This window comes from Pedobacter sp. AW31-3R, from assembly GCF_052180285.1.
In the GTDB taxonomy this organism is placed as follows: Bacteria; Bacteroidota; Bacteroidia; order Sphingobacteriales; family Sphingobacteriaceae; genus Pedobacter.
Genome location: NZ_CP197475.1, coordinates 239,241 through 261,246, shown reverse-complemented (window position 1 = coordinate 261,246; position 22,006 = coordinate 239,241). Strand labels below are relative to the sequence as shown.

The 22,006-nt window shown below is 42.9% G+C and carries 20 protein-coding genes; 11 read left to right on the top strand and 9 right to left on the bottom strand.

What is annotated here, in order from left to right; all coding sequences use genetic code 11:
* Positions 1 to 67: 67 nt before the first annotated feature.
* The gene (locus ACSBL2_RS01100) at positions 68 to 952 is read right to left on the bottom strand and encodes an energy transducer TonB (RefSeq protein ID WP_442589833.1); all 885 of its coding nucleotides are present in this window, start codon (positions 950 to 952) and stop codon (positions 68 to 70) included.
* Entirely contained in the window at positions 945 to 1,523 is a 579-nt protein-coding gene (locus ACSBL2_RS01095; protein WP_442589832.1) for an RNA polymerase sigma factor, read from the bottom strand. The genes ACSBL2_RS01100 and ACSBL2_RS01095 overlap by 8 nt, the downstream gene beginning before the upstream one ends.
* A gap of 209 nt (positions 1,524 to 1,732) precedes the next feature.
* On the opposite strand from ACSBL2_RS01095, the gene ACSBL2_RS01090 reads away from it, so the two are divergent.
* The 6 genes from ACSBL2_RS01090 to ACSBL2_RS01065 all read left to right on the top strand — a co-directional run bounded on the left by ACSBL2_RS01090 (position 1,733) and on the right by ACSBL2_RS01065 (position 8,266).
* Positions 1,733 to 2,467: a DUF4197 domain-containing protein gene (locus ACSBL2_RS01090; RefSeq protein WP_442589831.1), complete on the top strand. Its 735-nt coding sequence runs from the start codon at positions 1,733 to 1,735 to the stop codon at positions 2,465 to 2,467.
* Between the two features lie 109 nt (positions 2,468 to 2,576).
* Positions 2,577 to 3,830 (top strand): DEAD/DEAH box helicase, encoded by a 1,254-nt coding sequence (locus ACSBL2_RS01085; protein ID WP_442589830.1) that lies wholly within the window; start codon positions 2,577 to 2,579, stop codon positions 3,828 to 3,830.
* A gap of 93 nt (positions 3,831 to 3,923) precedes the next feature.
* On the top strand, positions 3,924 to 5,204 hold the full coding sequence (locus ACSBL2_RS01080) for a replication-associated recombination protein A (protein ID WP_442589829.1): 1,281 nt from the start codon (positions 3,924 to 3,926) through the stop codon (positions 5,202 to 5,204).
* Between the two features lie 6 nt (positions 5,205 to 5,210).
* A complete protein-coding gene (locus ACSBL2_RS01075; RefSeq protein ID WP_442589828.1) occupies positions 5,211 to 6,692 on the top strand; it encodes a DUF5687 family protein in 1,482 nt (493 codons plus the stop codon).
* Positions 6,689 to 7,384: an ABC transporter ATP-binding protein gene (locus tag ACSBL2_RS01070; protein ID WP_442589827.1), complete on the top strand. Its 696-nt coding sequence runs from the start codon at positions 6,689 to 6,691 to the stop codon at positions 7,382 to 7,384. The genes ACSBL2_RS01075 and ACSBL2_RS01070 overlap by 4 nt, the downstream gene beginning before the upstream one ends.
* Before the next feature lie 201 nt (positions 7,385 to 7,585).
* Complete coding sequence (locus ACSBL2_RS01065) at positions 7,586 to 8,266, top strand: OmpA family protein (protein ID WP_442589826.1); 681 nt, start codon at positions 7,586 to 7,588, stop codon at positions 8,264 to 8,266.
* A gap of 142 nt (positions 8,267 to 8,408) precedes the next feature.
* Here the strand turns inward: ACSBL2_RS01065 and ACSBL2_RS01060 are convergent, their stop codons facing one another.
* Positions 8,409 to 8,765, bottom strand: coding sequence for a hypothetical protein (locus tag ACSBL2_RS01060; RefSeq protein WP_442589825.1), 357 nt, complete (start codon positions 8,763 to 8,765; stop codon positions 8,409 to 8,411).
* Between the two features lie 106 nt (positions 8,766 to 8,871).
* Between ACSBL2_RS01060 and ACSBL2_RS01055 the strand changes: the two genes are divergently transcribed.
* A complete protein-coding gene (locus ACSBL2_RS01055) occupies positions 8,872 to 9,891 on the top strand; it encodes a Gfo/Idh/MocA family oxidoreductase (RefSeq protein ID WP_442589824.1) in 1,020 nt (339 codons plus the stop codon).
* 123 nt (positions 9,892 to 10,014) lie between these two features.
* Here the strand turns inward: ACSBL2_RS01055 and ACSBL2_RS01050 are convergent, their stop codons facing one another.
* From ACSBL2_RS01050 to ACSBL2_RS01040, 3 genes are all read right to left on the bottom strand, one after another.
* Positions 10,015 to 11,004: an alpha/beta fold hydrolase gene (locus ACSBL2_RS01050; RefSeq protein WP_442589823.1), complete on the bottom strand. Its 990-nt coding sequence runs from the start codon at positions 11,002 to 11,004 to the stop codon at positions 10,015 to 10,017.
* A gap of 284 nt (positions 11,005 to 11,288) precedes the next feature.
* Positions 11,289 to 13,607, bottom strand: coding sequence for a TonB-dependent receptor (locus ACSBL2_RS01045; protein WP_442589822.1), 2,319 nt, complete (start codon positions 13,605 to 13,607; stop codon positions 11,289 to 11,291).
* Positions 13,608 to 13,814: 207 nt separating this feature from the next.
* The gene (locus ACSBL2_RS01040) at positions 13,815 to 14,183 is read right to left on the bottom strand and encodes a hypothetical protein (protein WP_442589821.1); all 369 of its coding nucleotides are present in this window, start codon (positions 14,181 to 14,183) and stop codon (positions 13,815 to 13,817) included.
* A 125-nt stretch (positions 14,184 to 14,308) separates the two neighbouring features.
* Between ACSBL2_RS01040 and ACSBL2_RS01035 the strand changes: the two genes are divergently transcribed.
* From ACSBL2_RS01035 to ACSBL2_RS01025, 3 genes are all read left to right on the top strand, one after another.
* The gene (locus ACSBL2_RS01035) at positions 14,309 to 14,965 is read left to right on the top strand and encodes a TetR family transcriptional regulator C-terminal domain-containing protein (protein WP_442589820.1); all 657 of its coding nucleotides are present in this window, start codon (positions 14,309 to 14,311) and stop codon (positions 14,963 to 14,965) included.
* Between the two features lie 2 nt (positions 14,966 to 14,967).
* A complete protein-coding gene (locus ACSBL2_RS01030) occupies positions 14,968 to 16,269 on the top strand; it encodes an ABC1 kinase family protein (RefSeq protein WP_442589819.1) in 1,302 nt (433 codons plus the stop codon).
* A gap of 349 nt (positions 16,270 to 16,618) precedes the next feature.
* Positions 16,619 to 17,011 (top strand): response regulator transcription factor, encoded by a 393-nt coding sequence (locus tag ACSBL2_RS01025; RefSeq protein WP_442589818.1) that lies wholly within the window; start codon positions 16,619 to 16,621, stop codon positions 17,009 to 17,011.
* Positions 17,012 to 17,023: 12 nt separating this feature from the next.
* On the opposite strand, the gene ku is transcribed toward ACSBL2_RS01025, so the two are convergent.
* Positions 17,024 to 17,794 carry a non-homologous end joining protein Ku gene (ku, locus tag ACSBL2_RS01020; protein ID WP_442589817.1) on the bottom strand — a complete coding sequence of 257 codons (771 nt, stop codon included), beginning with the start codon at positions 17,792 to 17,794 and terminating at the stop codon, positions 17,024 to 17,026.
* A gap of 132 nt (positions 17,795 to 17,926) precedes the next feature.
* On the opposite strand from ku, the gene ACSBL2_RS01015 reads away from it, so the two are divergent.
* Positions 17,927 to 18,694 (top strand): dienelactone hydrolase family protein, encoded by a 768-nt coding sequence (locus ACSBL2_RS01015; protein ID WP_442589816.1) that lies wholly within the window; start codon positions 17,927 to 17,929, stop codon positions 18,692 to 18,694.
* A gap of 169 nt (positions 18,695 to 18,863) precedes the next feature.
* Here ACSBL2_RS01015 and hisS read toward each other — a convergent pair whose 3' ends face one another.
* A complete protein-coding gene (hisS, locus tag ACSBL2_RS01010; protein WP_442589815.1) occupies positions 18,864 to 20,255 on the bottom strand; it encodes a histidine--tRNA ligase in 1,392 nt (463 codons plus the stop codon).
* Between the two features lie 72 nt (positions 20,256 to 20,327).
* Positions 20,328 to 21,980, bottom strand: coding sequence for a pyruvate dehydrogenase complex dihydrolipoamide acetyltransferase (locus ACSBL2_RS01005; RefSeq protein ID WP_442589814.1), 1,653 nt, complete (start codon positions 21,978 to 21,980; stop codon positions 20,328 to 20,330).
* Positions 21,981 to 22,006 lie beyond the last annotated feature (26 nt).

Below are 22,006 nucleotides of genomic sequence, written 5' to 3'. Positions count from 1 at the left end.
CGATATAAAAAAATCCCTCTGTGTGTAAAACATCAGAGGGATTTTTTTATAAGGTTCTTTCCGTATCCTAGAAGGCCACGGAATAGCTGACACGGCTATCTGCCGGTTTAGGCACTTCCCATTTGGGACCTTCTTTGATCAGGCGTATCGCTTCCTCATCAAACTCTTTCTCTGCGCTTTTCATGACTTTAAATTCCGAAGGAGTGCCGTCACTGTCAATCTGGAAGCTCAGTTCCACAAATTTACCCGTCTTCCCTGCTTCAGGGATCAGCTTGTTATTGTCATTCAGGTAACTGTCGAACTTTGCCCATCCACCTATTGGGGAAGATACTGCCGGCGCAAGTGCGGTCAGCACCCTCGCCGCCACAACCGGTTGTGCACTTTCGGGGGCTGTATTTTTTACTGCTGTGCTATCTGCCGTAGCAGTGACCACTCCTTCCGCAGCCAGGGGCTGTACGGGGCTGGACTTTCTATTCCTGATATTTTCCGGAGCAGGCTGGATTTCTGTAATCGCATCCGATGAATTTGCAGGGACATTTGCTGCGTAGGATTCATTTTTTAAAGAATCTGTATTCAGGGGCGCAATATTCACTTCCACTTTTTTAGGCTGCCCTTTTGCCTGTTGTTCACGGTTATTGCTGTCGCGCATAAAAAAAAGAATGCTTACCGAAGTAAACATTACTGCCGCTGCCGCTGCAACACTCAGGCGCTGCCAGGTAAACACCGTATCCTTCTTTTGCACCTGCTGCTGCGCGATGCGCTCATACAGTTGTTTTTGTAAGAGGGAAACAGATTCTTTTGATCTCTTTGGCGATTCACTTAATCCAGCGAGGGCCTGTGCAACAAAAGGATCTTCCAGTGCCTGCTTCTCAATTTTATGCATAGCCCTGGCATCAAGCTTACCATCCAGGTAATCTTCCAGTAATTCTATATCTAACCAATCGCTATTCACTGCTGTTTTTCTCTATACAATTTTTCAGGTTTCTTTTTCCGTTCTGAATATAGCTCTTTACTTTGAGCAGTTCATACCCGGTGATATCGGCCACTTCCTTGTAACACTTTTCCTGCAAATAGAACAGGTCAACACTGACCTTTTGCTCCTTAGGAAGCGTTTCCATACATTTTTCCATCACTACCAGCCGGTTTTCTTTTGTATCGTCTATATCAAGATGCACAAAATCGGTATTTTCCACAAATGTTTCCTCAAGAGATACCGTATTATTCTTCGCTGCCTTGCGCAAGGCCATCAAACAATGGTTCCTGGTCAGGACATGCAGCCAGCTCTTGAAATTCTGAACCTCATGGATCCTCAGTTTGACCACCAGTTCTTCAAAAATCTGCATGACCGCATCTTTACTGGGCTCTTCTTCTTTGAAATAATTGAGGCAAACCCCGAAGACAAGGTGCATATACCTGTTATAAAGCAGCCCCAATACCTCCAGGTCGCCTGTACGTTTGTACTGTGCGATAAGCATCAGATCATCCTGCTCTTTAATTCTGCTGGTATTTTTTATAAACTTCAAGGTAGTAATTCAGGGAAAATTCTTTTCAAGTATAAAAAATATTTTCTGACTCCCGCGTAATTATTTAAAAAAGGGTCATTGAAGAAAGCTGAGTAAGGTCTCAGGGCTGCTCCAAGAGTGCAATAAACAAGCTTTGGCCGATAAATTTTTCTCGCCCCTTCCTCTTTAATGGCCAGAGATTTGCTTATTATTGAAGTAAAAACAAATAAATGAATAAAATTACCCTTTTGCTTATTGCAATCTGTACAACCTGCTTCAGCAGCTGCGACGTACAAAGTCAGTCGAAACTCGGAAATATCTTAAATAAAATACCTGCCACTGGCAACCCTACTTCATTAGAAATTGGTCAGGCTTTAAAACAGGCCCTGGAAATAGGCACCTCAAAAGGGGCCGATCAGCTTTCTGCAAAAGATGGCTTTTTAGGCAACCTGGCTGTTAAAATCCTTTTCCCCCCGGAAGCACAGAAAGTAGAAAAAACCCTGAGAAGCATTGGTATGGGTGCCCTGGCAGATAATGTGGTGACCAGCTTAAACCGTGCTGCCGAAGATGCGGCAAAAGAAGCCAAACCTATCTTTCTTTCCGCCATTAAACAAATGACCATCACAGATGCAACAAACATTTTACTGGGAAATAAAGATGCAGCAACCACTTATTTTAAACGGGTAACTACCGCACAGCTTACAGAAAAATTCAGTCCTATTGTAACCAGCAGCCTGAGTAAAGTAGGTGCCACAAAATATTGGGGCGATGCAGCCACACGCTACAATAAACTGCCATTGGTGAAACCCGTGAATGCAGATTTATCGGAATACGTGACACAGAAAGCGATAGAAGGAATGTTTATCCAGGTAGCACAGGAAGAACTTGATATCAGGGAAAATCTGGGTGCACGTACCTCAACCTTACTGCAGAAGGTATTCGGTTATGCCGACAAAAAGAAATAAGCCCCCTGTGAACAAACAGTTTATGAGACGTAGCTGATTAAAAAAATTTAAAAACCGATAAATAAAAGCTACTTTTATACAGTACCATTACGAATAATAAAAAAGTATATTGGATTTCAAAGATTTTAATTTTAACCCTGATTTATTAGAGGGTTTATTAGCCATGGGTTTCAGAAATGCAACCCCTATACAACAGGAAGCGATCCCTTTAATCATCGCTAAAAAGGACTTAATAGCATGTGCACAAACAGGTACCGGTAAAACCGGGGCTTATTTACTGCCTATTATGAACATGATCAGTGAAACGGAAGACCGTCACAACAATACACTGATCCTGGCGCCTACACGTGAACTGGCCCAGCAAATAGATTTGCAGGTGGAAGCCCTCTCTTATTTTACCAACATCAGCTCTTTAACCGTATATGGTGGTGGTGATGGAATTGCCTATGAACAACAGAAAAGATCTATGCGCGAAGGAGTGGATATTATTATTGCTACCCCTGGCCGACTGATCTCCCATCTTTCCTCAGGTTTACTGAAGCTGGATAAACTGCAGCACCTGGTGCTGGATGAAGCCGACAGAATGCTGGATATGGGTTTTTACGATGACATCATGCGCATTGTAAGTTTCCTTCCTGAAGTCAGACAAACCGTATTGTTCTCTGCCACCATGCCTCCTAAAATCAGGAAACTGGCTGGTTCATTGCTGAAAAATCCGGAACAGATCAGTATTGCGATTTCCAAGCCGGCCGCAGGAATTAATCAGCAGGCCTATATTGTTCATGACGCACAAAAAGTGAAGCTCCTTACCGAGCTGATGAAGAATGTGGATTTCCCAAGTATCCTGATTTTTGCTTCGACAAAGGAAAAAGTGAAGAACCTGGGAAAGGTATTCCGTGGCCTGGGCTTTAAAGCGGAAGCATTTCATTCCGATCTGGGACAGAAAGAAAGAGAAGCCATCTTATCTGAATTTAAGAATAAACGTGTGCCGGTATTAATTGGTACCGACGTATTGTCACGAGGAATTGATGTGGAAGGGATTTCCCTGGTCATCAATTTTGACGTACCCCATGATCCGGAGGATTATATCCACCGCATTGGACGTACGGCAAGGGCCGCAACAACCGGTACGGCAATTACCCTGGTCAATGACAAGGACAAACGTAAATTCGCCAACATAGAAAAGCTGATTGACAAGAAAATTGACAGGATGCCTTTACCTGAGCACCTTGGCGCAGCTCCCGATGAATCTGCTCCGGCAGCATCTTCCGACAAACCGCAGCACAAAAAACCTGCAAAACGTAAGTTCTGGAAGAAAAAGCCTAAGGCGAGCGGAAGCAGCACTCCTCCGGCAGCGCAGTAAAATCAGGATCTTCAGGGATTCATTAGGCGAATACATTTTAAGCATACTAGACATGGAGCAATATTTTGCTCCATTTTTTTTTATCTTTACCTTATGCAGAATCTACCTCCATTAGCAGAACGCATGCGTCCTCAAAATCTGGATGAATATGTTGGTCAGCAGCATCTGGTAGGCCCTGATGCGGTGTTGCGTAAAGCCATTCAAAGCGGACAGCTTCCTTCCATGATCTTCTGGGGACCTCCGGGAGTGGGGAAAACTACCCTGGCGTATATTATATCCCAGGCATTGGATCGCCCTTTTTTTAACCTCAGTGCCATTAATTCTGGTGTGAAAGATATCCGTGAGGTCATTGATAAGGCGGCAGGACTGAAAGATAGCTTTCTGGGATTGCCCATACTATTTATTGATGAGATCCACAGATTCAGCAAGTCACAACAGGATAGTCTCCTGGGTGCTGTAGAACGGGGATTGGTTACACTCATCGGTGCAACGACTGAGAATCCCTCTTTTGAAGTCATCTCCGCCTTACTTTCCCGTTGCCAGGTGTATATCCTTAAATCCCTTGACGAGACTGAACTTTCGGGACTGCTGCATACGGCGATACAGAAGGACATTATCCTGAAGGAAAAGGAAATCACCATCGAAGAACATGAAGCCCTGATCCGCCTTTCCGGAGGAGACGCAAGGAAATTACTGAATGTGCTGGAGATTGCCATCAACGGCATTGGCGGCAATAAGGTGATCCTGACAAATAAAAGTGTGCTGGAACATGCCCAGCAAAACCTTGCCCTGTATGACAAGGCAGGGGAACAGCATTATGACATTATTTCCGCCTTTATCAAGTCGATCAGGGGCAGTGACCCCAATGGTGCTGTATACTGGCTGGCAAGGATGATTGAGGGTGGTGAAGACCCGCTGTTTATTGCGCGGCGCCTGTTGATTCTTGCATCGGAAGATATCGGCAATGCAAATCCCAATGCCCTGCTCCTGGCAAACAACTGTTTCCAGGCTGTGAATGTCATCGGTTATCCGGAGGCAAGGATTATTCTCTCTCAGGCCGTTACCTATCTCGCCTCTTCTGCAAAGAGCAATGCAGCCTATGAAGCGATAAACAGTGCGCAACAACTGGTTAAACAAACCGGCAACCTGCCTGTACCTTTACACATCAGGAATGCCCCGACCAAACTGATGAAAAATATCGGTTATGGCAAAGACTATAAATACTCCCATGGTTATGAGGGGAATTTCGCCGCACAGGAATATCTTCCGGACCTGATCAGCGGAACAAAACTGTATGATCCGGGGAAAAATCCGGCAGAAGATAAAATGCGGGAGAAGTTAAAACAGAACTGGAAAGATAAATACAATTATTAGCACCCTATGTTATTTACCTTTTTAAGTCACCAGTGGACAGCTTTCTGGAGATCACGCAGCAAAACCGGCACTATTGCCACCCAGCTGATCATTGGATTTTTTGTCCTTTATATCATTGGGGTATCCATTCTTGTGGGCTACAGCATGGAAGACCTCATTGGGGAACTCTTTCCTGAACAGGAGGTGACTGCTGTTTTTAATGGGATCATCCTGTATTATTTCGTTATAGAATTCCTGATGCGCCTGCAACTTCAGGAGTTGCCTACCCTTGCCATTGTCCCTTACCTGCACCTTAAGATTTCCCGGCAGAAGATTGTTACCTTTCTGAATTTAAGGGCCTTATTCTCTGCTTTTAATATACTCCCGATCCTGCTGTTCTTCCCCTTTTCCATAATGAATATCACTGAGCTGTATGGAAATTTCGCTTGTGGAATGTACCTGGTGGCAATTTTATCCCTCAGTATTTTCAACAATTATGCAGCGCTTTACCTGAAACGATTATCCATCGTTAACCTGTGGGCGGTATTGGCAGGAGGCCTGTTGCTGGCAGCAATGGCACTGCTGGAATATACAAAGGTATTCTCCATCTCTTCTGTATCCAATAGGGTTTTTCATGCCATAGCCATACAACCCATTATAGGGATCTTTTTTATGGTGCTGGCGGTAGGTATGTTTATGCTGAATGCACGCTACCTGAAACACAATCTGTATATTGAAGAACTCAAATCCGGCGAACAAAGGAAATCGGGTACGGATTATCCCTTTCTTGACCGTTTTGGTGCTGCAGGAACGCTTGCAGCAATAGAAATCAAGCTGATCCTGCGCAATAAACGGCCTCGCTCCACTGCGATGAAAGGACTTCTTTTCCTGTGCTACGGCTTTCTTATTTACAAACAATCCGCCATTGAGCAGAATCAATTCGGCCTGATGCTTTTTGCAGCCCTATTCATGACGGGAAACCTGATTGTCATTTATGGACAGTTTATGTTTGGATGGCAAAGTGCGGAGTTTGATGGAATCCTGTCCGGCAAGACAGATATGCGCATATTTTTTAAAGCTAAGTTTCTGCTGCTTACCCTATCCGCCACCTTGCTTACTTTGGTCGTCAGTCTTTACGGACTGATGAGCTGGAAACTCCTGGCCTTACAAATTGCCGCTTATTTATACAACGTTGGGATAGGAACAGTACTGGTTCTTTATTTCGCGACCAGAAATAGTAAAGGAATAGACCTGAGCAAAGGTGCCAGTTTTAACTGGCAGGGACTGAGTGCGTCTTCCATGCTGATGTCCCTTCCCTTGCTGTTGCTCCCTTACCTGATCTATCTGCCCATCGCCTTTCTGGTTAGTCCTTTCTGGGGACTGGCAGCACTTGCGATTGCAGGTATTGCGGGACTACTGAGCCGTAGTTTCTGGCTCAGCGTACTTGTGAATGAATTCAACAAAAGAAAATATGAAATTGCCTCAGGCTTTAGAGAACACTCCTCATGATAGAAATAACTGACCTAAAAAAAGTATACGCGGGACGTACTGTGGTAGACATTGAACAGTTGATTATTCATGCCGGTGAAACCATTGGGGTAGTTGGCAATAATGGTGCAGGGAAAACAACCTTATTCAGAATGCTGTTAGACCTTATCCGCCCCGATTCCGGGATCATCTTGTCTAAAGGGCATGCGGTGTCAGGGAATGAACAATGGAAAAACTACACCGCTTCTTATCTCGATGAAGGTTTTCTGATTGATTATTTGACGCCTGAAGAATACTTTGTATTTATCGGTACACTCCAGCAAATGAATGCCGGGGAGGTCATGCAATACCTGCAGCAATATGAGGAATTCTTCAATGGGGAGATTATTGACAGGGGAAAATACATCAGGGATTTTTCAAAAGGCAACCAGAACAAGGTCGGCATAGCTGCAGCCCTGATGCAAAACCCTGAATTACTGGTACTGGATGAACCCTTTGCGAATCTTGACCCTACTACACAGATCAGGCTAAAGGCACATTTAAAACGGCTTAGATCGGCACAGACGATTACGACACTTATTTCCAGCCATGACCTTAACCATGTGACAGATGTATGCAGCCGTATCATCCTCTTTGAAAAAGGCAAGGTGATCAAAGATTTGCAGACCAATGAAAACACACTGGCTGAACTGGAAGCTTATTTTTCAGGATAATCTTCTTTTTAAATCAGTCTTCCCACTGGTCATACCAAATGCTGTACAGAATTGTAGTCAATTTAGCACTTCGTCCTACATAGGTGACAATTCTCCGCCGTTTTTTCCTGTTCAATAAGATGTTGATGCAATAAATCGGAAAAAATACTTTTTGGCATCAGGTTTGATTTAGTGCCGATATTAACAAAATATTTACATAACATGACAACTTCAAGATTTAAAATAGCAACATTTAGCATCGCTTTAGCCATCAGTGCAATGGCTTTCCAGGGTTGTGACAGCTTAACAAAAACACAAAAAGGTGCTGGTATCGGAGCTGCTGCTGGTGGTGTCATCGGAGCCATAATTGGTAAGAAAGCTGGTAACACTGCTGTGGGTGCTATTATCGGTGGAGCTGTGGGTGGTACTGCTGGTGGATTTATCGGAAAGAGAATGGATAAACAGGCTGCAGAGATCAAAACAGCTATTCCTAATGCGGAAGTTACACGTGAAGGTGAAGGTATCATTGTTAAATTTGACAGTGGTATTTTATTCGACTTTGACAGCTCAAACCTGAAAGCTCAGGCAAAAGACAATATCAAGTCTTTAGCAGGATCTATCAACGAATATCCAAACACTGATATTAAAGTAATTGGCCATACCGACAATAAAGGAACTGAAGCCTATAACCTTGGCCTTTCGCAAAAAAGGGCTGCTGCGGTAAAAGCTTTCGCTGTTGCCCAGGGCGTACCCTCATCGCGTATGACTACTGCCGGTAAAGGTTTTGCAGAACCCATTGGTGACAACACCACTGAGGCTGGCAGAGCGGCGAACCGTAGGGTGGAAATTGTTATCGTTGCCAATGAGGAACTGAAAAAACAAGCTGCTGAACAAGGCAACTAATCGAGTCTACATCTACCTATAATAAACAAAAACCCGGAGTGATTTCACTTCGGGTTTTTTATTGGACTCATTTTACCGGATCCTGAAGTATTGATATTCCAGGTAATTTTCCCGGACATCCTGACAGGTTAACAGGATCAGCTCAGGGATTGTCTGTATTATAGATATCTTCAAAGTAATGTATGGCAAGTGATTTCAATAACAACTCCTGTTCCATCATTGCGAAGGAAGGCACCGCTTTCGTCAGCTTCCAGTGGGGCCATCCATCCTGATCAAGGCCTTCAAGCTCATAAAAACCCATCTCACTGAGTAAACGGCAGGTAGCGATATGCATCAATTCTTCCTTCTGGCGCTTACTGTATTTTCCCGGTCCCTTACCCAGTTCCTGAACCCCTATTAAAAACAGGATCACTTTCAAATCCGGTATGTCTGAGTCAAATTCCTGAGCAATTTTTTGCTGAAGAATTTTCCATTTGGCGTTTGTTTCTGCGGGTTTCATTCCACAAAGATAGTACTATAGGGAGCTTTATGACAATATAATTAAAGCTTAATACCAGGGATTGGTTAATTTAGCAGATATATAATGATCCTTAACAATAGCGCAAATGAATAAAGTAATCTCCACCGGCCTGATGGCTTATGGCATGTCAGGTAAAGTATTTCATGGTCCTTTTCTGCATGTACATCCGGGTTTTCATCTGCATGCCGTTGCCGAACGCAACCAGAAAGCAGCAGACAAAGATTATCCGGGAATCATCAGTTACAACAGTACTGAAGAGTTACTGGCAGATAAAGAAATAGATCTGATTGTCATCAATACCCCGAACTTTACCCATTACGACTACGCCATGCAAGCGCTACATGCGGGTAAACATATTCTTGTTGAAAAACCATTTACAGCTTCCTCTGCGGAGGCAAAGGAAGTTTTCGCCCTGGCGGAAAAGCTGGATAAAAAAGTATTTGTTTATCAGAACCGCCGATGGGATAGTGATTTCAGTGCGGTCAAAAATATCATAGCTAGCGGAAAGCTTGGAAAACTTACAGAGGTTCATTTCAGGTTTGACAGGTACAAAGCGGCCATTGGTGTGAAAAGCTTTAAAGAAGAGCTGCTGGCAGCGACAGGTCTTCAGTACGACCTGGGTCCTCATTTGCTCGACCAGGCCATCAGTCTTTTTGGCAAACCATTGTCATTCCATAAAATATTGGGTAAAAACAGGCTGAATACCAAGGTTGACGATTATTTTTCTATCCAGCTCAGCTATCCTGACAGTGTCTACGTATTTGTCCATTCCAATATGATGGTTACGGATGTACAGCCTGCATTTGTTATCCATGGTACCAAAGGCAGTTTCATTAAAGAACGTGCCGATGTGCAGGAAGACCAGCTACTGAAAGGTATAAAACCCAATGAACCAGGGTTTGGTATAGAAGCGAAAGGTATGGATGGAAAACTGACACTGATCGATGAAAATGGGGAAAGAACAGTAGAAATAATTCCGTCGGAACCAGCGAGTTACTTACCGCTATTTGAGGGGGTTTATCAATCTATCGTAAATGATGAGGCCTTTCCGGTTCAGCAGGACGATATTATTGCACAACTGGAAATCCTGGAGTCCAATGGATAAGTCCTTAGAGAGACATTCTGATTTTGAATAAAAAAGCTGGCTGATTATTGATCAGCCAGCTTTTTTATTTATCAAACTTCACCTTTTATTTGCCAGTCTTTATGGGGTGATTGCCGTTCGGTCTTATAAGCTTCCCAGCAGGGCGATCAGAAATTCTGTTGGTGTTTCCAGGTGCGGGATATGTCCGCAGCCATCAAATTCTATAAGTTTCGCCTTAGGGATTTTTGCTGTTGTTTGTTTACCCAGTACTTTATACTGTCCATGCAGGGATTGCTCCTGGAGACTCAATAGTCCTTTCCCCACAATGGTCTTATCCTCCTTACCAATGAAAAGCACGGTAGGCACAGTAATATTCGGCAGTTCATACACCACAGGCTGCTCATAAATCATGGTAAAGGTCATTGCCGCCACCTTTGCCCAGCGCGGATAATCTGCGCTTAAGGTAACACCCCCGCCAATTCTTACCAGTTCATCGTATTCTGGTTTCCACAGGGTAAAGTAAGAACCCTGGTAATATTTTTTGATACTTTCAGCAGTAGATTTAAGTTCTGTCCTGTATTGTTCCTCTGTGGTGACATAAGGTACAAACTGGCGGTAATCCTCCAGTCCGATGGGATTTTCAAGCAGTAATTTCTCTGTTGCCTGCGGGTACATCAGGGCGAACCGTGTAGCCAGCATCCCCCCCATAGAGTGGCCCAAGACACTCGTACGCTGAACGCCTAAAGTATCCAGCAAGGCTTTATTCCAACGGGCCAGCTGGTGGAAGCTGTAATGAATAAAGGGTTTTGAAGATTTACCAAATCCGATCTGATCGGGAACGATCACCCTGAATCCCCGGCCTGTTAAAGCCTTAATCACATTGGTCCAGTAATAACCTCCAAAATTCTTCCCGTGAAAAAGAATGACCGTCCTTCCATTGGCATGCTGAGTGGGTGCGACATCCATATAAGCCATCCTGATATCCTGACCTTCGGTATGGATAGGCATAAATTTCACCGGATAGGCATATTTAACATTTTCGAGGGTAATCGAAAGGGTATCTGCTTTTTGTGCGGCAGCAGATGCTGACAAACAAAACAACAGCGCAACTGGTAGAATGAGTTTCCTGAACATATGGATCTAAATTTTAACATAGAATTTGCAACAGGGCTGAATCTATGCTTGGTCTTAAAAATTCATAAACTTAAGGATTATTTACTTAAAGAAGCTGTATCATTAACGAAACAAAGCCGCTGAGAATTGAATATTTGAAAATGCCTCCGTAGGAGGGTACGGATAAGAACAACTAGAAAGAGGGTGATCATAATGATGATACACCCTCTTTAAACCGTACATGTATAAGCTGAATAATATGTCCAGGAGTTTAGCAGCCCCCTGTACAGCCCTCAGTTAGGTACTTATTTTTTAATGCTGAAGGGAAGGCTGATGCCGAAAGTAACATTACGCCCCTGGTTGTAAATACCAAATGAAGGATCTTCGGTACTTAGTCGTCCTGGAGCAAAACGGCTTAAATGATCATAATAAGCTTTGTTCAATAGGTTTTTACCTGCAACATAAAGCGTGATCTCCTGTTTCTTACTCAACTGAAGGGTTGTTCCTATGGAAGCATTCAGCAAAGTATAACCAGCTGAAGCCTGTTCAAAGCTGTCCACTTTACTTTGTTTAAAGAAATTATCTATCCCCACTGAAATATAAGAGCCTGAAGTACCTTTTATAGCGGGCTCAAAACGGAGTTCATTGCGCAATGTTGCTGCAGGGATAAAAGGAAGTGACTGTTCAGTGGCACGGTTCGTTGCCCTGGTATAAGAGAATGCGTTCTCGAAATGGATGAAGCTTACCGGATGCAGCGTTAATGAAGCTTCCAGGCCACGTAAGAAAGCATTATCCTGAACAAAATTGTATACCGGATATTCGTCACCATCAGATTCCCTCAACTCACCACTATTGCTATAGTAAATATAATTATTGATATAATTGGCAAAACCTCCAATACTGGCGCTTACATATTGGTTCTGGTAGTCGAATGAAGCATCAAACTGGTAACTCTGTTCAGGTTTAAGGTCTGCATTTCCAACTTCATAACGGAAGACCCCTTCATGAACACCATTTGAAGCCAATTCCGCGATATTCGGTGCCCGGAATGCAGAACCTGCATTCGCTTTAAAACTGAATGCCTCATTAAACTCATGGGTATACCCCAGTGCTCCTGTAACATGTGAAAATTTATTGGTCAATGCCTCAAAATCTGAGGCTCCCTGAAATTCCTTTCCTATTATCTTTCTGTAGTCGAACCTCAACCCGGCATTAAAAGTATTGCTATCCCACGTTTTCTTTACAAAAGCAAAACCACCAAAAGCCTGCGTATCAAAATCAGGCACCAGTTGTTCTTCACCAGAAGTATTCAGGCTATGGGTATATTCACCCGACACCCCAATTACTGGAGCCCAGCCATTCAGTTCTTTAAAGGAATACTTTAGGTCATAGCTGTAGGTGTAACTGTTCAGGAACAAGGCATTCCCTTCCCCTTCTGCCTCAAGCTCCCTGCGTTGATTGTGCTGATAGCCTAAAGTGGCTTTCAAACTTCCATCACCCAAAAGGATATTACTGTTCAGTGCAATTTTAGCATGGCGAATATCCTGCTTGGGATAAGCTAAAGTCCTGTCCTTGTTTTGATCATCACTAAAGGTATTCCCCTCTTCATCGGTCAGCTGTCCTGCTTCATTTCTTGAAGGTTCATAGAAGCCGATATTGGTCCTGAAGGTGGACGCATCCAGATGTGCATACCCCCATTTTTTATTCAGCCCGATCTGTCCGCTAAAGTTTGTTTCATTAAAACCTGAATTCGGAACATAACCTGCCGGGGTTTTATAGGCATAGGCATTTTTATAAGATCCTCTCGCTTTATAAACGAACCCGTTCTCATTCCCCTGAAGCATCAGGGAATTACCGGTCAATCCATTGTTCGTGGCATAATTGCTGATCAGCTCTCCTCTTAATGTTCCTTCCGGTGCTGCAGGACCATCCAGAATATTGATGACTCCGCCCAATGCATCCGAGCCATACATTAAACTTGCAGGTCCTCTCAGGATCTCTACGTGGTCTGCACTGTACTGGTCTATTTCAATCCCATGTTCATCGCCCCATTGCTGTCCCTGTTGTTTCACGCCATTGTTAAGCGTAACCACACGGTTATAACTTAATCCGCGGATAACCGGCTTTGATATTGCGGGACCCGTAGTGACCTGCGATACTCCGGGTACACGTGAAAGTGCATCAATCAGGTTGGTTGATGGATGGCGCAATAAATCGGCTTTACTAACTGTTGCCACGGAGGTACTGTTCTTACGGTTGTCCGAACTCGCCGGAGAACCGGTAATCACCACTTCCCGGCCTTCAATTACGCTGGCTTCCATTGCAAAATTGAATGCTGCAGGATTTCCAAAATCAATTACCTGAGTAATGGTTTTATACCCGATATAGCTTACCTGGACAAGGAAACGTCCGCGTGCCGGCAGGTTTTTAAAACGGAATTCCCCATCGGTATTGGAGATTGCAGATTGTTTCAGGTCCGGAATAAAAACGGTTGCACCCGGCAAAGGGGATTGTGTTTGTGCATCGGTGATTTTACCTCTTAGTTCAATAAGCTCTGCCGCAGAAACCCGGGCCATTGTAAATAGGGATAACAGTACAGCTAAAAATAGATGAAGCTTCTTCATATGTGTGTATAGTATGATAAGTAAATAATTTGACCTGTTTCAAGGTGATGATTGAACAGGTGGATTTGATCACATGTCTTGTTTTTACGAATGGCAGGAAACCTGCAATACAGCTATACGTTTACAGCAGAATAATAGCATCATCCCTCCGTATGGAGGAAGATCTACAATCACGCTGCCCTGGCAGACATCAAACAAGACAATAAATTAAGCGACTGTAAGCAGTGGGGGACCGCGGAGCGCGAGACTGATTAAGGCTGTATAGGAAGCACTGATGAGGGCGTAGTTTTTAATCACCCGCTTCCCCTTCAATTCCGTTTTATACACGGAACCACTTTTCACATAATCCTTTTCAAAATGTGCGGAACAGATCAGACAGTTGTGGGACTGATGGCCAATGTGTGCTTTGTGCATACATACCCTTCCATTTTCCGCACAGGAATACACTTCCTCTTCATGGTGATGAAAAGCACTCCATGGCGTTAATGCAATGGCAAACACCCATAGCAGGAATACTGCGCAAATTCTGTTGATATGTAACCTTCTGTTCTTCAATTGCGCAGTAAAAGTAATCAAATACGGGTAATTATTGCTGTTATTCAGGAAGATTGCCTTGATATGACCTTATTTATAAGCCAATTCCGCATGGCTCATAACACTGGCATAGAAACTGATAGGGTATAGTTATAAACATCAACGTCATGGCAACTTCTCAACAAATAAAAGCGGGTTATATTGATTATGTGCTGACACATGATGAGCAACCCAAATCTGTTTATATTTTTGTCAAAAAACTGAAAATCACAGAAGCTGAGTTTTACGAATTTTACGGTTCCTTTGAAAGTATTGAAAAAACAATCTGGGTAGAACTTACTGCCGAGGCATTGGACACCATTCAGCAACAGGAAATATGGAGCCAGTATTCCTCAAGGGATAAGATGCTCTCCTTCTTTTACAGTTACATAGAGCTGTTGAAAAGGCAAAGAAGTTTTATTGTATATAGCCTTAGAAAGCATAAAGCTACATTTTCGGCACCGGAAGTCTTATCGGGAGTGAAACCTATTTTCGAGAATTTTGCCATGGAGCTGATTAATGAAGGGCTGGAAAGCGGAGAACTGGCCGACCGCAGGTTTCTGTCGAAGAGGTATAAAGACGCATTATGGATACAATTTGCCTTTATTGTCAATTTCTGGATCCATGATGACAGTGCCGGATTTGAAAAAACCGATGAAGCTATAGAAAAAGGAATTAATGTCACTTTCGATTTGTTCCAGCGCTCTCCTATAGATAACCTTTTTGAGTATGGCAAATTCCTCAGCAGGAATGGCAGGTTCCACGAGAAAATGAAGAGATCATAAACATGGCAGAACAAAACAGTATCCCCGTAACTAAAGTCGAGCGTTCTGCAAAATTTGTTAAAACAGGAATCCAGATAGGTGGAAACTATATCAAACATTATTCAAAAAAACTGTTCAATCCTGACTTAGGGAGAGATGAACTGAATGAGGACAATGCTACCGATATTTATAAATCACTGAGTGAGCTAAAAGGAAGTGCGTTAAAAATTGCGCAGATGCTGAGCATGGATAAAAATATCCTTCCCAAATCTTATGTTGATAAGTTTACACAGTCACAATACAATGCCCCACCTTTATCAGGGCCATTGATTGTACGTACTTTTACGAAGAACTTCGGAAAAACTCCCCAGGATATTTATGATTCTTTCAACCTGGTTTCCACGCATGCCGCGTCTATCGGACAGGTGCATGAAGCTTCATTAAATGGAAAAAAGCTAGCCATAAAAATTCAGTATCCCGGAGTGGGCGACAGTATTTCTTCAGATTTAAAACTGGTCAAACCGTTTGCTTTCCGTCTGCTGGGGATGAGTGAAAAAGAACTGAATATTTATATCAAAGAAGTAGAAGAAAGACTGCTGGAGGAAACGGACTATGAACTGGAAGTAAGACGCTCCATAGAAATCACCAATGCCTGTAAAGTATTGGATAATGTCGTATTCCCTACATATTATCCTGAGCTTTCCGGCAAACGGATCATTACGATGGACTGGATAAACGGCCTTCACTTAAAGGAATTCCTTAAAACCAATCCGAGTCAGGCACTCAAAGATAAAATCGGGCAAGCGTTATGGGACTTTTATAATTTCCAGCAGCATGAACTAAGGGCTGTACATGCCGATCCTCATCCGGGTAATTTCATGATCACCCCTGAGGAAAAGCTGGGTGTCATAGATTTTGGCTGCATAAAGGAAATGCCGGATGATTTTTATATCCCTTTTTTCTCCCTGATTTCCTCCGATGTGGTGAACAACAGGGAGAAAACGATTGAGGCTTTCAGGAAACTCGAAATGATCCATCCTTCAGACACGGCTGAGCAGGTCGCTTTTTATTATAAAGCATACCTGGAAATGATCACGCTTTTTGCCAAACCCTATACCAGTGAGACTTTTGATTTCAGTAAACCGGAATTCTTTGAGCAGCTGTACAGCTACGGGGAGAAGATAGCAAAAATGCCGGAATTTAAGCAGGCCCGCGGAGTGAAACACTTTATCTATGTAAACAGAACTAATTTTGGATTATACACCATTCTGCATGAACTCAAAGCAAAGGTAAATACGGGTACCTATAAACCGCATATCGCTTAAATGCTGTGATCAGCGGATAAAAGCTGAGCAGAAATGAAAGTCTGGAGGAATAAAAAAAGGATATAGTCGCCACAACTATACCCTTCTCTAACCTAAAACTCCTATATAAGACCAATAATAACGGAAAAGGTTTAAAAAAAACTGTTAAATATTTCAGCTTCTCAAATCATTATCCGAGAACACCTTTATCTATTCTTCACACCGGTTCTCCGCAAGGGGTATTTCAAGGCTGAAAACCTCCTCTTTACAGATAGCTAAAGGAACAAAAATCCTGTTGTTTAATAAATGTTACAAAAGATGTAAACATAATCAGCGGAGATAAATATATTTGCATTCTAATTCTACCAAATTGGATAAAAGCCTTGCTTCCCGTAAAAATGTACTCGTAATTGAAGATAACCATGCCATTCTTGACGTGATTACTTTAGTCCTTCAAAGTGAATCCTACCAGGTAAACGGTCTTAACAAAAGTGCCGATATGCTGTTACATATCGAACAGTTTAAACCCGATTTAATTATACTCGACATCATGCTTCCTGATGGTGATGGCCGTGATTTACTAAAAATATTAAGATCTGACCAGCAAACTGAAGATATCCCTGTCCTGATGATTTCTGCGAGATATACGGCACAGAATGTACAACATGGTGAATATAAACCGAATGGATTTTTGGCCAAGCCTTTTGATATAGACGATTTACTTGACCGTATTGAAGGAATCCTGGCCGGAAAGACCTTCTAAATGTTCAGCAATCTAGCTTTTCTTTTTATTGTTTAAACTTTGCATCAGCTGACCATACAGATCATCGTCAGTTTCCTGTTTTGGTTTTGCTTTTCTTACAGGTGACTTCTTACCTTTTGCTTTGGATTTTATAATTTTCATCAGCTCACTGTTGTACTCATCTTTAAAACTTTTGATGTCAAAATCAGCTGTATATTGTTCAATAAGTGACAATCCCAGCTTCAGTTCTTTCTCAGTCACGGAACTCTTTACCGGAATCTCCAGGTCACCATAAGGCCGGATTTCTTCCTCAAAACGTATTTTTGTCACCACCAGCACTTTATCCAAAGGATGAATCACACATAAATTTTCAGTGCTTCTCAGGACAAACCTTCCCAATCCAGCCTTATTGGATTTTCTCAATGCATTTAAGAGTAAAGCATATGCTTTCTTCCCCTGTTTCTCTGGCTGGGCATAATAGGAAGTTTCATAATAGATGGGATTAATCGTATGGATATCTACAAAATTCTCCAGTTCTATCATTTTCGTCTTCTCCGGACTGGCATTTTCAAAATCCTTATCTTCCAGGACAACATACTTTTCATCCAGCAGATACCCCTTTACGATATTATCATAGGCCACTTCCTTTTTACTGTTTTCGTTTACACGTTTAAATTTAATTCTGGAATGGTCTTTACTGTCAAGCATATCCAGATCCAGGTGACTGTTCTGCACTGCAGAGAACAATTTTACCGGTATATTTACCAGTCCAAACCCAATTGAACCATTCCAAAGAGATCTCATATTCAGCTGATTTAATGATATAATATTGAAGACTAACCTATAGCTAACAAAAGCCATCTTTTCATTGTTTGTCCCATTCGGCTCTTTATAAACATTGCTTCCCTATCTTTGTTATACTTAATAAACAGACAAATGAAAAAACTACTGACTATCGCGCTGATACTCCTGATTTCCAATACCTATGGACAACTCAAACCTGTTAGCTATAAAGATGGTGCCCAGAAGCTAAATGGATTTTCCATTGCACCGGCTAAATCTGTCCGGAAAAAAGCAGGTATCCTGATCCTTCCTGCATGGAAAGGTATCGACAGCCATGCGAAGACTGTTGCCGCAGAATTAGCTGAACTGGGCTATTATGCATTCATTGCCGATATTTATGGAGAAGGAAACTATCCCACCGATACAAAAAGTGCAGGTGAAAGGGCGGGTGCCTATAAAAAAGATATCACTGCATATCAGCTAAGGATTAAACTTGCCATGCAGGAACTGATTAAGGCAGGAGCCGATGCTTCAAGAATTGTAGTCATCGGATATTGCTTTGGTGGTACGGGTGCCATAGAAGCTGCAAGAGCCAATTTTCCGGTTAAAGGCATTGTCTCCTTTCACGGCGGACTGGGCAGGGACAGCACGCGTACAATAAGCCCTATTCAACCAAAAGTTTTGGTATTGCATGGTGCAGATGATTTTTTTGAGCCCACACCACAGCTATTGGCCTTTCAACAGGAAATGCGAACCGCTAAAGCTGACTGGCAAATGGTTTATTATGCAAATGCGGTACATGCCTTTACGGAAGCCGGGGCAGGAAGTGACAATTCCACTGGGGTAGCTTATAATGAGAAAGCGGCCAAAAGATCCTGGAAACATATGCTGATGTTCCTTGATGAGGCACTGGCTGAGTAAGATATTTCTAATCCATTCAAAAGGCTTTCTGTATGGCCAAATATTGCCCAATCAGGCGTATATTAGCCATACAGAAAGCCTTTACAGGTATAATCCCGTAAGACGGGGGGATGAGTTTGCAGAGGGTCGGTTGAAAAGATTCGGATTCCCTCTCCTCAAGCCCTCAGTTTTATAGTTCTTCCTTTAAGAGGGTAACGATAGCTGAAACATCAAGCTGCTGCTGCTCTCCTGAAGACATATTTTTCAGCGTAAGTAATCCACTTTGCATTTCATCACTGCCAATCAAAATCACATAAGGAATAGATTTTGCATCGGCATACCCCATTTGCTTCTTCAGCTTTGCTGAGGAAGGATAAAGTTCTGCGGCAATTCCTGACATACGCAACTGTTGCAGCAATGGCAGGGCATACCATTCTGAATCCTGATCAAAATTGCTGATCAGGACTTTCGTTCCTGCAGCAGCAGATTCCGGAAAAAGGTTAAGCTCCTGTAACACGTCATATATCCTGTCTGCACCAAAAGAGATCCCAACACCTGTCAGTCCTTTTAAACCAAACATCCCGGTGAGGTCATCATAGCGACCGCCGCCACAGATGCTTCCCATTTGTGCTTCGTTGGTTTTCACCTCAAAGATACAACCGGTATAATAGTTCAGACCACGGGCAAGGGTAATATCAAGCTCCAGGTCAGGGGAACTTAATGTACCTTCCGACAGCAGTATTTTCACATAGGCAAATACCTTTTCCAACTCTTCAATTCCTTTCAGTCCTACCGGGGAGCTGGCAAGAACATGCTTCAAGCGCTCCAGTTTTTCTGCATTGGTGCCTTCCAGCAGGATCACTGGTCTCAGCTGCTCAAGATCAGCCTCGGTGAAACCTCTTTCCAGCAATTCCTTAGTCACCCCATCAAGACCAATTTTATCCAGTTTATCTATCGCGACAGTCATATCGACAATCAATTCCGGTTTACCGATAATTTCAGCAATGCCGGAAAGGATTTTTCTGTTATTGATCTTAATGGTAAAATCCTTCATGCCCAGGTTGCTCAGGGCTTCCTGATAAATCAGAACAAATTCCGCTTCGTTCAGCAGGCTTTCAGAACCCACAACATCGACATCACACTGATAAAATTCACGGTAACGCCCTTTTTGCGGACGGTCTGCACGCCATACCGGCTGCACCTGGAAACGTTTAAAAGGGAGGGCAATATCATTTTGGTGCATCACTACATAACGTGCGAAAGGAACAGTAAGATCATATCTTAAAGCCTTCTCACTGATAGAGGGAATGAGTGCATTGGAGTTCAGTGCGGAAAGGTGCCCCGGATTGGCTTTCGACAGGTAATCACCTGAGTTCAGGATCTTAAAGATCAGCTTATCCCCTTCATCACCGTATTTACCAGTTAAGGTCGACAGGTTTTCCATTGCAGGAGTTTGTATTTCGGCATAGCCATATTTCCTGAATACCTTTTTGATTGTATCAAAAATATAATTACGCTTCACCATTTCCTGGGGAGAAAAATCGCGTGTTCCTTTTGCTAAAGACGGTTTAATTGTAGACATGGGGCAAAAGTACAAAAAGTAAAAGGCATAAAAAAAGCTGCCGAAGCAGCTTTTTAAAATATTAAGGAATTATTAAACCAATAATCTTACTGGTTCTTCTAATAATGCTTTAAATGTTTGCAGGAATGCAGCACCTGTAGCACCATCCACGGTACGGTGGTCACAGCTCAGGGTAACTTTCATTACATTTCCAGGAACAACCGCACCATTTTTAACTACTGGCACCTGTGAAATTCCGCCAATAGCAAGAATACATGAATCAGGAGTATTAATGATGGCAGTGAACTCGTCAATACCGAACATACCTAAATTGGAAACAGTGAAAGTTGAACCTTCCCAGTCCGCAGGCTGAAGTTTTTTAGCTTTTGCACGTTGTGCGAAATCTTTAACCTCTGCAGAGATGCGTGACAATGATTTACCATCAGCAAAACGTACTACAGGAACTAATAACCCGTCTTCAACAGCGATAGCCACACCAATGTTTACATGCTCATTGTAACGGATCACATCACCTCTCCATGAAGAGTTTACGTTTGGATGTTGCTTTAAGGCAACAGCTACAGCTTTAATGACCATATCATTGAATGATAGTTTCACCGGAGAGAATTCATTCATCTTGGTACGTGCAGCCATTGCAGCATCCATATCAATACTCATGGTCAGATAGAAATGCGGTGCAGTGAACAAGCTCTCAGATAAACGTTTCGCAATGACTTTACGCATTTGAGATACAGGTTTCTCTGTAAATTTCTCTTCGCCTAAGTAAGCTGCCAGAACAGGGGCCTGTTTTTCTGCCGGAGCTGAAGCTTCAGCTTTTGCCGGAGCAGCAGCAGGTTTGAAGTTCTCAATATCTTTTTTGATAATCCTTCCACCATCAGCACTACCTGAAACCTGTGAAAGATCAATACCTTTTTCCTTTGCAATTCTTTTTGCCAGTGGAGAAGCTTTTAAGCGTCCGCCATCAGCAGAAACAGCTTCTGTGGTAGCCTGAGCTGCAGGTTCTGCAGCAGCATCTTCCTTCACAGGAGTATCAGATTTATCGGCAGCAGGTTTTGCAGGAGCATCACCCTGGCTAAGGATAGCGCTAATGTCAGTTCCTTCCGGGCCAACAATTGCAATCACCCCGTTTACCTTGGCAGCAGCACCTTTCTCCACACCAATATGCAATAAAGTACCTTCAGCATATCCCATTACTTCCATAGTCGCTTTATCAGTCTCTACATCAGCAAGGATATCATCACTTTTAACTTTATCGCCAACTTTTTTATGCCAGTCAGCAATCACACCTTCTGTCATGGTATCACTTAACAGTGGCATACGGATCACAGTAACGCCCATTTTTTCCAGGTCGGCTTCAGTCAATGCAGCAGCACCTGATTCAGCTTTTGGAGCTTCTTTTTCTGCTTCTGGTTTTGCAGCAGCTGTCTCTTCCTTTGCGGGAGCAGCAGCAGCGCCTTCAGCTTCAAGGGCAGCTTTGTAATCTTCGCCTTCTTTACCTATCACTGCAATCACAGCATCAACAGGAACAGCTTTACCTTCTTCAACACCAATAAAAAGGATGGTGCCATCCCAGTAGGATTCCAGGTCCATGGTTGCCTTATCGGTTTCCACTTCTGCCAGTACATCACCACTTTTTACTTTATCGCCAACTTTTTTATGCCACTTAGCCATTACACCTTCTGTCATGGTGTCGCTCATTTTGGGCATTCTAACTATTTCAGCCATTCTATAATATATCTATTAAAATGAGT

Excerpts from the sequence above, each read along its gene's own strand:
- ACSBL2_RS01090 (WP_442589831.1), top strand. The coding sequence starts at position 1,733 with ATGAATAAAATTACCCTTTTGCTTATTGCAATCTGTACAACCTGCTTC.
- ACSBL2_RS01080 (WP_442589829.1), top strand. The coding sequence starts at position 3,924 with ATGCAGAATCTACCTCCATTAGCAGAACGCATGCGTCCTCAAAATCTG.
- ACSBL2_RS01075 (WP_442589828.1), top strand. The coding sequence starts at position 5,211 with ATGTTATTTACCTTTTTAAGTCACCAGTGGACAGCTTTCTGGAGATCA.
- ACSBL2_RS01070 (WP_442589827.1), top strand. The coding sequence starts at position 6,689 with ATGATAGAAATAACTGACCTAAAAAAAGTATACGCGGGACGTACTGTG.
- ACSBL2_RS01065 (WP_442589826.1), top strand. The coding sequence starts at position 7,586 with ATGACAACTTCAAGATTTAAAATAGCAACATTTAGCATCGCTTTAGCC.
- ACSBL2_RS01060 (WP_442589825.1), bottom strand. The coding sequence starts at position 8,765 with ATGAAACCCGCAGAAACAAACGCCAAATGGAAAATTCTTCAGCAAAAA.
- ACSBL2_RS01055 (WP_442589824.1), top strand. The coding sequence starts at position 8,872 with ATGAATAAAGTAATCTCCACCGGCCTGATGGCTTATGGCATGTCAGGT.
- ACSBL2_RS01050 (WP_442589823.1), bottom strand. The coding sequence starts at position 11,004 with ATGTTCAGGAAACTCATTCTACCAGTTGCGCTGTTGTTTTGTTTGTCA.
- ACSBL2_RS01045 (WP_442589822.1), bottom strand. The coding sequence starts at position 13,607 with ATGAAGAAGCTTCATCTATTTTTAGCTGTACTGTTATCCCTATTTACA.
- ACSBL2_RS01035 (WP_442589820.1), top strand. The coding sequence starts at position 14,309 with ATGGCAACTTCTCAACAAATAAAAGCGGGTTATATTGATTATGTGCTG.
- ACSBL2_RS01030 (WP_442589819.1), top strand. The coding sequence starts at position 14,968 with ATGGCAGAACAAAACAGTATCCCCGTAACTAAAGTCGAGCGTTCTGCA.
- ku (WP_442589817.1), bottom strand. The coding sequence starts at position 17,794 with ATGAGATCTCTTTGGAATGGTTCAATTGGGTTTGGACTGGTAAATATA.
- ACSBL2_RS01015 (WP_442589816.1), top strand. The coding sequence starts at position 17,927 with ATGAAAAAACTACTGACTATCGCGCTGATACTCCTGATTTCCAATACC.
- hisS (WP_442589815.1), bottom strand. The coding sequence starts at position 20,255 with ATGTCTACAATTAAACCGTCTTTAGCAAAAGGAACACGCGATTTTTCT.
- ACSBL2_RS01005 (WP_442589814.1), bottom strand. The coding sequence starts at position 21,980 with ATGGCTGAAATAGTTAGAATGCCCAAAATGAGCGACACCATGACAGAA.